Annotated in this window: 11 protein-coding genes; 8 read left to right on the top strand and 3 right to left on the bottom strand. The window is 43.0% G+C overall.

All coding sequences use genetic code 11. The features are described from left to right. Nucleotides 1–15: 15 nt before the first annotated feature. The 3 genes from IUZ65_RS17590 to IUZ65_RS17600 form a co-directional block, all read right to left on the bottom strand. The gene (locus IUZ65_RS17590) at nucleotides 16–1176 is read right to left on the bottom strand and encodes a M20 aminoacylase family protein (RefSeq protein WP_195705341.1); all 1161 of its coding nucleotides are present in this window, start codon (nucleotides 1174–1176) and stop codon (nucleotides 16–18) included. 81 nt (nucleotides 1177–1257) lie between these two features. Further along, the gene (locus IUZ65_RS17595; RefSeq protein ID WP_195705342.1) at nucleotides 1258–2841 is read right to left on the bottom strand and encodes a BCCT family transporter; all 1584 of its coding nucleotides are present in this window, start codon (nucleotides 2839–2841) and stop codon (nucleotides 1258–1260) included. Between the two features lie 19 nt (nucleotides 2842–2860). Continuing rightward, complete coding sequence (locus tag IUZ65_RS17600; RefSeq protein WP_195705343.1) at nucleotides 2861–4024, bottom strand: M24 family metallopeptidase; 1164 nt, start codon at nucleotides 4022–4024, stop codon at nucleotides 2861–2863. A gap of 327 nt (nucleotides 4025–4351) precedes the next feature. Here IUZ65_RS17600 and IUZ65_RS17605 point away from each other — a divergent pair, with 327 nt between their 5' ends. From IUZ65_RS17605 to IUZ65_RS17640, 8 genes are all read left to right on the top strand, one after another. Further along, nucleotides 4352–5029 carry a helix-turn-helix transcriptional regulator gene (locus IUZ65_RS17605; RefSeq protein ID WP_195705344.1) on the top strand — a complete coding sequence of 226 codons (678 nt, stop codon included), beginning with the start codon at nucleotides 4352–4354 and terminating at the stop codon, nucleotides 5027–5029. Nucleotides 5030–5051: 22 nt separating this feature from the next. After that, on the top strand, nucleotides 5052–5438 hold the full coding sequence (locus tag IUZ65_RS17610; RefSeq protein ID WP_195705345.1) for a RidA family protein: 387 nt from the start codon (nucleotides 5052–5054) through the stop codon (nucleotides 5436–5438). 70 nt (nucleotides 5439–5508) lie between these two features. Continuing rightward, a complete protein-coding gene (gene dpaL / locus IUZ65_RS17615) occupies nucleotides 5509–6696 on the top strand; it encodes a diaminopropionate ammonia-lyase (protein WP_195705346.1) in 1188 nt (395 codons plus the stop codon). A gap of 292 nt (nucleotides 6697–6988) precedes the next feature. Further along, complete coding sequence (locus tag IUZ65_RS17620; RefSeq protein WP_195705347.1) at nucleotides 6989–8944, top strand: methyl-accepting chemotaxis protein; 1956 nt, start codon at nucleotides 6989–6991, stop codon at nucleotides 8942–8944. Nucleotides 8945–9167: 223 nt separating this feature from the next. Continuing rightward, complete coding sequence (locus IUZ65_RS17625) at nucleotides 9168–10040, top strand: DMT family transporter (protein ID WP_229638228.1); 873 nt, start codon at nucleotides 9168–9170, stop codon at nucleotides 10038–10040. A 106-nt stretch (nucleotides 10041–10146) separates the two neighbouring features. Beyond that, nucleotides 10147–10656 carry a TetR/AcrR family transcriptional regulator gene (locus IUZ65_RS17630; protein WP_195705348.1) on the top strand — a complete coding sequence of 170 codons (510 nt, stop codon included), beginning with the start codon at nucleotides 10147–10149 and terminating at the stop codon, nucleotides 10654–10656. Nucleotides 10657–10699: 43 nt separating this feature from the next. Continuing rightward, on the top strand, nucleotides 10700–11755 hold the full coding sequence (locus tag IUZ65_RS17635; RefSeq protein WP_195705349.1) for an alcohol dehydrogenase family protein: 1056 nt from the start codon (nucleotides 10700–10702) through the stop codon (nucleotides 11753–11755). A 148-nt stretch (nucleotides 11756–11903) separates the two neighbouring features. After that, complete coding sequence (locus IUZ65_RS17640) at nucleotides 11904–12548, top strand: DsbA family oxidoreductase (protein ID WP_195705350.1); 645 nt, start codon at nucleotides 11904–11906, stop codon at nucleotides 12546–12548. Nucleotides 12549–12704: the final 156 nt, after the last annotated feature.

Here is a 12704-nt window from a genome sequence, read left to right on the forward strand (position 1 = left end):
GGTCGATATTGTTGGCTAAAGAACCGACTTAACCAGCTGCTGCTCGACAAGCGCTTTCCAATAACTCACACCCTTAATTAAAATATTGTCATTAAAATCATAATGTGGGTTATGAAGAGCCGTACCGCCGCACTCACCCTGTCCATTACCTACCAGAATGTAACACCCTTTAACTTCTCGAAGCATGAAAGAGAAATCTTCACTAATGGTGAACGGTTCGCAATTTCCTACTACATTATCCGCACCGACAACCGTAGTCGCGGCGTTAATCGCGTGCGCCGTTTCGTCTGGGGAATTGATGGTGGACAAAAACGTATTAATAAACTCGTAATTATAATCAACACCCGCGGACATACATTGCCCAGCGACGACTCTTTCGATCGCTTTTTCTATTTTATGCAAAGCAGAATCGGTAAAGCTACGAGTGTCACCCTTTATTTTTACACGAGAAGGGATGACATTTGTCGTTCCATTCGTTGTAAATTCAGTAACAGAAATCACGGCAACTTCATCGATCGAGCTTAAATTCCGAGAAACGATCGTCTGCAATGCGGTAACAATTTGAGCGCCAACAACGATTGGGTCTGTTCCCATATGTGGTAAAGCCGCGTGCCCACCAGTGGCTATCACGTCTATTTCAAAGCTACTTTCACTCGCCATTATAGAACTAGGTCGAGTAACGAACTTCCCTTCTGGAATGCCAGGAAGGTTATGCATCGCATAGATTTCATCAATCTTCCACTTAGTGAAAAGGCCATCGGCAATCATTGCTTTTGCCCCTACGCCATGTTCCTCACCCGGTTGAAAAATAAAATAGACGGTGCCATCAAAATCTTTGGTTTCAGAGAGTACTTTTGCTGCACCCAATAACATTGCCGTATGACCGTCATGCCCGCAAGCATGCATCACTCCATCGTGAACTGAAGCATGAGCAAAGGTATTTTTCTCTATAATATGCAATGCATCCATGTCGGCTCTTAAGCCAATAGAACGTTCACTGTCACCACATTTTAAGATTCCCAACACACCTGTTTTACCAATATTACGATGAACATCGATGCCAAACTCTTCAAGTTTTTCAGCAACAAATGCGGATGTTAGCTCTTCTTCAAAGCCAAACTCAGGGTGTTTATGAATATGGTGACGCCATTCGATAACTTGTTGTTCGATTGTCATCGGAACCTCTCAATTTTTGTTTATAAATAGGCCCCTAATCTTGAATAAAGAGTTAGGGGCCGGCTGTTTCAATAAGTGTTATTAACTCATTTGCTCAGCTTTTTCTAACGTTACTTTTTCAGATTCTAACACTGCAGCTTTAGCGGCCAACGTCTCTTCAGAGAACTCTTCACGGAACATCTTGAATGTACTCCAGATACATAGGAAGAGAACAAACATCAATGGCAGTGCAAATATCAAGCTGATACTTTGCAGCATATCGATACCGGTCTTCGTCGCCATCATCAATGTTAGTGCCATTGCACACTGCGCGATAACCCAGATGATCTTCATCTTGTTACTTGGGTTTTCAGACCCATCTTCACACATACTCGCGAGAGTAAACGTCGAACTGTTTAGTGAAGTAATGAAACAAGTGAAAAGAGCAATAACAACACCAATTGAGATAACCGTACCCATTGGGTAGTCTTGTAGCACAATAAAGGTTGCCGCTTTAGATGATGCCGCAGCAGCTTCTAGTACTTCAGGAGACGATTGAATACCAATGGTACCGAAGAATGCAACCCAGATAAAGATACCGATACATGGGATAAGCATAGAGCCAAGGATAAACTCACGTACAGTACGACCCTTAGATACACGAGCAATAAACGGACCTACAAACGGTGCCCATGCAATAGCCCAAGCATAGTAGTAGATAGGCCAACCACGGATCCAACCGGCTTCTTCATCTGCTGCAAATGTTGGCAACATCAATGCATCTTTAAAGAAATCATTGATGTAGTTGCCTAGAGAATCAAAGTAAACGTTGATCATCATGGTCGTTGGACCAACAATCGCAACAAGAATGATCAAACCAAAGAGCAGATATGCATTGTAGTCAGATAGGAGCTTGATGCCTTTTTCTAAACCCGTTGTTGTACATATAATAGTGATAAGCGCCACTACACCAACCAGTAAGAAAATAACCCATGGTGCATCCGGTGTGCCGAATAGATACGAAAAGCTGATACCTAATGACAATCCGGTTTGACCAAGAGACGTTGAGATACCGGCAATCGCACCAAATACACAAATCAGGTTAACCATTTTACCCAAGTTGCCATTCGCTTTACCGCGGCCCCAAGGAATAAGAATATTACTGATAAGACCGCTTTCATTCTTACGGTACATCAAATAGCCAAGAACAAGACCAACAACAGAGAATGCAGCCCATGCTTGAATACCTTGGTGAATGAAGCTCTGCTTCATTGCAAACTCAGCGGCTTCTGCAGTTTGTGGGTCGATACCTGTTGTAGATAGTGGGTGCATATAATGGTAAACAGGTTCTGCAACACCCCAATAAAGCATGACTGTACCCATACCAGCAGAGAACAGCATACCAATCCAAGAGAAAGTGCTGAATTCAGGTTTGGCATCATCAGGACCAAATTTGATGTTACCGTACTTACTAAATGCAAAGTAAAACATCACCATTACATAAGCAAAAGAACCCGCCATGTATATCCAACCAAACGTGTCGGTTAGATAGGTCATTGTTCCGATGCCTACGTTGTACAACTGTTCAGGGAATAAAATTCCGGTTGCTACAACAATAAAGATAAAGCAAAGCGTGCTGGTAAACAGCATCTTGCCTTGTTTGAGTTCTGGTTGATTCGCTGACATAAAAAGGTTCTCCTGCGAACTATTTAAGTACGATGAGTTCAGGTTCAGCGCGTTCGCTTAACCATTCCGCACCATCTTCTGTGATGACAATATTCTCTTCATGAACCATAGATTTGCCTGGGGCATAAACCATTCCAGGTTCTAGTGTCATGACCATTCCTGGCTTGAGAATTGTGTTGTCTGTTGCTGTGTTTGATGGACGTTCAGTGAGTTCCATACCCAAACCATGACCAAGACGACCAACGTCGTTTCCTAGTGCACCATTCGCTTCCAGTACGCCCCACATCGCGTTGTAGATATCGGTTGTTGTTGCTCCAGGACGAGCCGCTTCAAACCCTTTCGTCGTCGCTTCATAAGTGGCGCGATACGCCGCTTTTGTTTGCTCGCTTGCGTCTCCAAATGCCCAGTTGCGGTCAAAATCAGAGAAATAACCGTCACGTACTGCACCGGTATCGATGATCAAAACATCGCCGTATTCAATTACGCGATCCGTCGGTCCCATAATAATGCTGTCATACCCATCTGGACCAGAACCTGCGATGATGTAAGGACATTCATCTGCCCCTTCTAAAAGCATATCAATACGGAATTGCTTACAAATTTCTCGCTCTGTCATTCCTGCTTTTGCGTATTCAGGGATCTTAGCAAAACCGACATTTGTAATGCGACAAATCTCTCTGGTTTTTTCAATTTCAGCTTGAGATTTAATTTGACGAAGTTCATGAACCGCTAAAGAAACATCAACAAACTCTTTTTTAACCATCGTTGTCAGCTGAAGATAATTGTTAACAGGCATACGCAAATGTGATTCGATTCCTAACGTTGCTCCGACGCGGCCATGTTTACAAGGCAATGAATTCAGAACGCTAGCAACCAAGCTAATACCGTCATCTTCTGGACGTGGCGACGGCCAAGTGATGATGTTGTCTATCCACGTTCCAGCCATACCACTCGCACCGATTTCAGGAACGATTGCCGTAGGCTTACCTTGTGCAGGAACAACAACAAACCATGGGCGAGTTGGGCTTTGCCAAAACTGTGTATGAAAACCGGTAAAGTAACGAACATTTGGTTCTGTTGTAAAAATCATCGCATCCAATTTCTGGTCATGCATGATTTTCTGAGCTCTTTCTGTTCTATTTTCAAATTCGGCTTGTTCAAAGCCTCTGTTTAGAAAATTCATTGGAACCTCTTATCTATTTGTATGATTCGTGCTGTTTAGCAAGATATCTTTCAGTTAAATTTTGTTTACGGTACGGGATGACATCTTAATGATAATTCACCCAATTAATGTGACGAACCACTTAAAGTTACCATAAGTTAACTGAAATACCAGCCAGATGACCAAAATGATGACTTTTGTCACATTCAGTTCCTTTTATGTAACTTTAGACTTGATCGAAGTTCTAAAATATAGTCTTATAAAACCAGATAGTTGATCGAATAGTTGCATTTTGAGTGCAAAATAAAGAGAATGGATAGCAGATATAGTTAACATTAGTGACCTAAAATGAACGCTAAAGCATACAAATCATTCAATATAGTTTTTACCAACAAAGACAGAGAGTATTTAGAGTCCAATTTTCGTTTAGCAGAGACCATCGCCGAATTCATCGGTCCCCACTGTGAAGTGGTGATCCATTCATTCGAAAGCTTTGAAAACTCTGTGGTGAAAATAGTGAACGGCCATCACACGGGCCGTAAATTAGGTTCACCGATAACGGACATGGGATTAAAGATGCTTAACGCCTTCGAAAAAACGGGGAATGTAACTCCAAAGAGTTATTTCACCAATGCGAAGGAAGGGGCTTTGTTAAAATCAACGACATGTGTGTTAGCGGGCGAAGAAGGGAAACCAATTGGCTTGTTCTGTATCAACATGAATTTGTCTCACCCATTTCCGGAAATCATCAAAACATTGATGCCAGATATGGCCAGCACTCATGTCGGTGTTCATGAAAATTTCAGTTCATCTCCTAGTGAGGTAATTGAGAACGCTTTAGAAAATGCAATTCTCGAAATCGAAAACGATGCGGCGATCAACTTGAAAGGAAAAAACAAAGCCATTACCAAGCAATTGTTTGAAAACGGTATTTTTGAACTTAAAGAGGCGACAGCATTAGTGTCTGAACGCCTTGGCATAACTCGTCATGCTATATACAAGTATAACCGCGAGTTTAGATCGTAGTATTAAACAAGAGAGAAACGCAATGAAAACAAAAATTCACACTGACGCAGCTCCAGCAGCAATTGGCCCATATTCTCAGGCTCTTGCCTTTCAAGAGCTCGTTTTTACTTCTGGTCAACTTCCGTTAAACCCAGAGACTATGGCCTTTCCTGATGGTGGAATTAAGGAACAAGCCCTTCAGTCTTTAAATAACTTAAAATCAGTACTTGAAGCCGGTGGAGCATCGATAGATACCGTTATTAAGACAACCTGTTTCTTGGCAGATATGGCAGATTTTGTTGCCTTCAACGAGATATACACGGAAGTATTCGGTACAGAAAACGCACCAGCACGTTCATGCATTCAAGCTGCACGTCTACCTAAGGATGCGTTGGTTGAAGTTGAAGCGGTTGCCTACATCAAAAAGTAACGACCAGAGAGAGTCATAAGTAATATGGCTCTCCTCTTCAGTCCACCTTACTCATTTAAAAGAAACCATTATGTTGAATATATCTAAAAACAAATTCTATACGGGTAAAGCCTCTCCTATTTTTAATCAATCTTCCGCTCGAGATGCACGTGATTTTCATAAGCAAATTGAAGGTTATCAAGCGACACCATTGGTATCACTTCCTAGCCTAGCTGAGAAACTGGGCGTTAAATCCATACTGATAAAAGATGAGTCGAAACGTTTTGGTTTGAACGCTTTTAAAGTACTGGGTGGATCGTATGCTCTTGGTAAACTGTTAGCCGAACACCTTGGTGAAGATATCTCTGATATTAACCTGAAAACCGTTGCTTCTAAGCTCGAAAAACCATTAGTGTTTACCACGGCAACAGCCGGTAATCACGGTACGGGTGTCGCGTGGGCAGCAAGAGAAATGGGCCAAAAAGCCGTTGTTTACATGCCTAAAGGTTCATCTCTAGCCAGTGTGACTCGTATCAAAGGCTTAGGTGCTGAATGTATTGTTACCGATGTTAACTATGATGATACGGTTCGATTAGCCAATCAGACTGCTCAAGAAAATGAGTGGATGTTGGTACAAGACACTGCGTGGGAAGGTTACGAAAAAATTCCGACTTGGATCTCCCAAGGTTATATGACCATGGCAGATGAAGCCATTGAACAAGCCGCCACGATGCCTGACGGAATGCCGACCCACGTCTTCCTTCAAGCTGGCGTCGGCGCAATGGCCGGTGGCATTCTCGGTTATTTGGTTGACAAATTAGGCTCAGAAAACTTTAAAACCATTATTGCAGAACCTAGTGCGGCGGATTGCATCTTACGCTCCGGTTCAAGTAGTGATGGTAGCATCGTCAATGTTTCAGGTGATCTGAATTCAATTATGGCCGGGCTGGCCTGCGGTGAACCAAATCCAATTACTTGGCCAATCCTTCGTGATTCAAGCGATCTGTTTGTTTCCGTTGACGATAGTGTTGCTGCAACTGGCATGCGCATTTTGGGCAACCCATTGAGTGGCGACCAAGCAATCACTAGTGGTGAGTCAGGTGCTATCACTACCGGTCTATTGTACTTGCTCGCAAGTCACGAAGAAGGGAAAAGCATTGCCAAAGAGATTGGCTTGGATAAAGATGCCGTCGTAATGATTTTTAGCACAGAAGGTGACACAAACGCTGACCGATACCGCCAAGTCACATGGGAAGGAACGCTACCACTAAGTTGCTAACTAAAAAGCATCGTTGGGCATTTTGAGCTGACTATCAAGCCTAATACTCTTTCGCATCGCTAAATTAAATCGACAAAATCACTATCCCCTCTCTACGATACGTTTGAGAGGGGATATCTTATTGAAATTGACTTTCCGCAGTCATTGAAACGAATAAAAGACTAGTTACCCTCTAACTTAGTTAGATAACTCACGGATGAAATTCCATTCAACCTGACAATACACATTTTTACAGACTATTTTTATTCGCGGCGGCTGACACTATCGAATCATAGGATCAAAGAGCAACCAAATGAATATAAAAAAGAAACTACTATTGGCATTGATTATTGCCAGCATACTACCTGTATTAATTGTTTCCATATTTGTTGTTAACCTTTTAAGAACGCAAGCTATTGATAGCTTTATTGATAACAGCAGTAATGAAATGCGCCAGGTTGACAACACCATCTCTGTCTATTTTAAAGGCATAGAAGAAAACATTGCTTATCTCGCAAAGCACGCCAATCTATATCAAGATGATAATACTATTACCCGTTATATTGATCAGAGCAGTGCTACAATGACACCGGATAAAAATGACGGTATTGAGAGCGAAATCTTTGCATTATTCAATGACGTAGGTCGTGCTCACCCTGACTATTCTTATATTTACATGGGCACCCAATATGGCGGATTCATTCAATGGCCTATGGGGGCAAATCCTGAAAATTATGACCCACGTTCTCGCCCTTTCTACAAAATGGCATTGGACAACCCAAAAAATACGGTTCGAGGTGACGCTTATTACTGGGAGCCCGATGACGCTGTCATTCTCAGTACAGCGCTGAGCTATTCGACAAAAAATAGCCAAAATGGCGGAGTTATCGCGATTGACGTCTCATTGAAGACGTTAACCGACATGATTAAGCGTATCAAACTTGGTGAAGAAGGTTATCTAATGCTGGTTGAAGAGACCGGCAATATATTGGTTGATGCTGGACATTCAGATAATAACTTTAAACAGCTCTCTGACCTCGGCGACGCTTACCAGCTTTTAAACAAAACTAACTCTGGACTGGTGGAAGTTGACCTCAATGGTCAAACCTACATGGCCAATATATTTCCATCCGATAAATTGGGTTGGAAGTTTATAGGCCTTATCAGCCAAGACGAGGTGATGAACTCCAGTAATAATATTACTCAAATCATTGCCATTATTGTTTTATTGCTTACCGTCCTTCTCATTGCCGGTGCCACACTATTAGCCAACCAGATCGCCAAGCCAATGCTTGCCGTTTCAAATGGTCTGCGCGACATCGCATCGGGTGAAGGAGACTTAACCAATACACTTCAGGTCCGTTCAAATGATGAAACTGGCAGGCTTGCAATCTATTTCAACCAGTTCCTTGAAGCCATTCGAAATCTTGTTGGTCAAATAAGTAGTGCAGGTCAAGAGATGGAAAAATCCTCTCAACGAGCGATCTCAATATCACAAAATATGGCCGACACTGCCGAAAGCCAAAACCAAGCCGTTGAGATGGTGTCGACCGCTTTCAACGAGATGGTCGCAACAACGCACGAAGTTGCAAACTCCTGTAATGCAGCCGCTGGGGCCGCAGAAGAGGGACAACAGCTGGTTAATGAAGGGCAAGACCATATCGATAAGGCTGTAGCAAGTGTCAACCAGTTGGCGACCTTATTAACGCAGTCGTCAGACGCAATAGATGAACTGGAACAAGATAGTCAGGATATTACCGCTATCTTAGATACCATCAAGGCGATTGCCGAACAAACAAACTTGCTTGCACTCAATGCGGCAATTGAGGCCGCGCGCGCCGGAGACCAGGGAAGAGGATTTGCCGTCGTTGCTGATGAAGTCAGAGTTCTGGCAAAACGCACTTCTGATTCGACGGGTGAGATCAACGATTTAGTTCAGCGATTACAAATGCGCACACAGGGAGCATCAACTCAGATTAAACATAGCCTCGCCGCTTCACAAGAGACGGTGGATATCACTGCATCTGTCCATGGTAATTTCGAGGGGATCTCCACAGCAGTTGAAGTAATCCGAGATATGAATATTCAAATCGCAACCGCGACAGAAGAGCAGCATCAAGTGGTTGAAGATATTAATAGCCACATCCACCAAATACATACCGATGCTTCTGTCGTGCATGAGATCTCTAACAACGCGAGATTAAACTCAGTGAGACTTGGCGAAGTGGCCACGCAACTGACTGCTTTGGTTTCAAAGTTCAAAACCTAGTCTTTGAAAATAAATTAGTCACTTAAAGACTCTGCTCTCCTAGTGGACAGATCGATTCCGGGTTGTCCACTGCTCACTTTCTTGCATTTAATGGTGTGTACATAAGGCACTGTGTCCGTGAAATTTTCATCAGTAATTGAGAAAAAAGACAACGCGGGGTTATTGAACCTTGTCGCTTAGGTTATGCTAGTGCGAGAACTCAAGGAAGAATAGGAGCGCGTTTTTGAACAATACTCGAGGCAGTATCTTTATGGTACTCGCCATGGCGGCGTTTTCCATTGAGGACATGCTGATAAAATCCGCCGCAAATACCACTAACGTCGGATTAATATTGGCGCTATTTGGATTAGGCGGAACAGCCATTTTCGCGTTGTTAACCAAAAAGAAAGGAGAAATCATTTTTCACCCTGCCATTCTTTCCCGCCCCATTATTATCCGTGCCTTTTGTGAAGTCTCTGGCCGACTCTCTTTCGCCTTAGCGATTACGTTAACCACACTCTCTAGCGCTTCCGCTATATTACAAGCGACGCCTTTAATCGCCATGCTAGGTGCCGCATTTTTCTTCGGTGAAAGGATTGGACTGAAACGATGGATGGCTGTTTTAGTCGGATTGGTTGGTGTATTAATGATCATTAGACCTGGCCTCGAAGGATTCGAAACGGCCTCTATTTTTGCTGTTGTGGCAACGATAGGATTTGCAGGTCGAGACCTCGCCACACGTGCTGCACCCGCCACTTTATCCAATACGCAATTAGGCATCTACGGTTTTTTTGTCATGATCCCAACAGGATTAGCCATGTTTGCGTATAGTGGCGAGCCACTGCAGATGGACCTCATTACTGGGCTCAAAATAGTCGGTGCAATCTTATTTGGTGTTGCCGCTTATAATGCATTAACCATTGCGATGCGCACTGGTGACGTCTCTGTCGTCGCGCCTTTTCGATATAGTCGATTATTGTTTGCATTAATCCTTGGTGTATTTGTATTCGGTGAAACGCCCGATACAACAACGCTATTAGGTAGCCTACTTATCGTCAGTTCTGGTGGTTACACCTTAATTCAGAGCCATCGAGCTAAAAGATTAATAATGCCTTAAATCCTTTTCAGGTTCTCAATCGCAATTGACAAGGTAGAACATTCATTCTACTCTTGCCTGGTAGAATGAATGTTCTACCTTGTCAATATTATACTCAGAGAATCAAATGACTAAAGATCAAATAGCCGCAAGCCTAGAAGAGGCTTTCAGTCGACATGGTTTTGCCGAACCAAGTGTCGCACAGTTAAAAACAGCATGTAACGTAAGCTTGCGTACTCTTTACCGATATTACCCATCAAAAGAAGCCATGATTGTGGGCGCACTCGAATATCGTCACCAACGGTATCTAGCGATCTTAACCAACAATTTACCCTCAGACAAAACCGATTCTATTCTTTGTATCTTCGATAAGCTTGAGCAATGGATGGTAAAAAGCGCCCCTAATGGTTGCCTATCGATGAATGCCATCGCCGCTTTCCCGAATAACTCGCTAATCAATCAAGCAGTAAAAAAATACAAGCTCGATGTCCAACACGTTTTTGCTCATCAAAGTGAAAGAGAAGATCTAGCCACCATTCTCTATTTACTCCATGAGGGTGTTTCAAGCGCATGGCCAGTAATAGGACATGATGCTATTACTGCCGCAAAAAAAGCCGTCGCCCACATGCTCAAATAGACATTGAATAAAACCGATGCAAATGTAGATAGAGATACAAACTATGACAACGATTCCAAAACAAATGAAAGGTATTCAACTTGTTGGTTACGGTGATTCTGACATGCTTCAATGTCGTAACGACATTACCGTTCCTACTCCATCTGATAATGAAGTTCTAATCCGGGTCTCTGCCGCAGGCGTAAATAATACCGACATCAATACTCGAATTGGTTGGTACGCAAAAAACGAAGCAATAGACAATAAAGCCAGTTGGTCTGGTAACGCGTTGTCTTTCCCTCGAATACAAGGCGCGGATGTCTGCGGAAAAATAGTCGCCGTTGGTGAGAAGGTCGATACGAAACGAATCGGTGAACGTATTCTTATAGAGCCATGCCTTAGTGAAGTAAAAGGTCAGACACGCACCCCGCCCTGGTATTTGGGCTCTGAATGTGATGGAGGTTTCGCTGAATATATTGTTGTCTCTGCAAAGCACGCGTACCGCGTAGAGACGCCTTTAACAGACACCGAACTTGCTTCATTCCCTTGTTCCTATTCAACCGCTGAAAACATGCTTACGCGCGCCAACGTTAATCAGTCTGATACCGTTCTAATTTCAGGTGCTTCAGGAGGCGTTGGTTCCGCAGCGATTCAATTAGCTAAAGCTCGTGGTGCTTACGTTATTGCCATGACGAGCCCGAGTAAAAGTCAACAATTGCTCGATATTGGAGCAGATAAAGTGATTGCACGTACTGCCGATTTAGTCGCGATCCTCGGTGAAAACAGTGTTGATGTCATCATTGATCTAGTCGCGGGTGAACAATGGGCGCAATACCTAGAGGTATTGCGCCCATCTGGACGTTACGCTGTTTCAGGTGCTATTGCAGGAGCACATGTCAATCTTGACGTAAGAACCTTATATTTAAAGGATTTGAGCTTCTTTGGTTGTACCGTTTTGGCCCCTCATGTATTCCATAACTTGATTAATCAGATTGAGCGCGGGCAAATTGTTCCTCTTGTTGCAAAAACATTCCCGCTTGCAGATATAAATATCGCTCAAGTAGAGTTCTTGAAAAAAGAGCACGTTGGTAAAATAGTGCTTACTATCTCGGATGAATAAAAGCCGCTAAAACTAATTCTTCCGCCGACTTCTCACATCGGCATTTTAGGTGTATTATCACCCTTAATGAACAGTCGTTCAATTTAATGAGCACGCGGGGGCCAACTCACTCAAGTCGCCCATCCAGAAAAGGGGTAAAGGTAAGAAGATGAACAAGAAAATAAAGCTAGATATTGTCTCGGATGTGGTATGTCCTTGGTGCATCGTAGGTTATAAACACCTAAAAGCCGCGATCGATGAATTAGGTATGCAAGAACAGGTAGAGATAGAGTGGCAACCGTTCGAACTCAACCCAGATATGCCGGCAGAAGGCGAAGGTCTGAGAGAACATATCGCAAGAAAATACGGTTCGTCAGCAGAAGAGAGTGCTCGCGCGCGCGAAAACATTACTACGCAAGGTGCCGTACACGGCTTTGAGTTCAAATATTTTGATGACATGAAGATGGTTAATACTTTTGAAGCGCATATTTTGCTTGAATACGCCAAAGAAATGGGCAAGCAAACAGAACTCAAATTACGCCTTTTCAGCGCTTTTTTTACCGAGCAAAAAGACATATCAAATAGAAGCATCCTAATTGAAGAACTGAACAGTATTGGGCTTAATGGGGCGGAAGGCATCCGTCGTTTGGATGATAAAGAACATCGTGATGACGTTCGGACAACCGAAAATTACTGGACTCAACTTGGCGTTACTAGCGTACCGACGGTTGTATTTAATCGGACCAGCGCCCTCAGTGGTGCCCACCCAGTAGACACTTTTAAACAGGTATTGACGGAACTTTCTCAAGAATAAGGGAGACTTTTTCCTGTAAATTGGAATGGTGATGCTCATTAAAATAAATTCTTGACTTAAAGTTAGCTTTAACTATTAGACTCTCAGTATAAGTAAAGTGAACGGTAGCTTTGACAATCGAAATGGTTGTTATATTTCACTCAATCCAACCTCACT

Origin of the sequence: Vibrio sp. VB16 (genome assembly GCF_015594925.2) — a bacterium.
Lineage (GTDB): Bacteria > Pseudomonadota > Gammaproteobacteria > Enterobacterales > Vibrionaceae > Vibrio.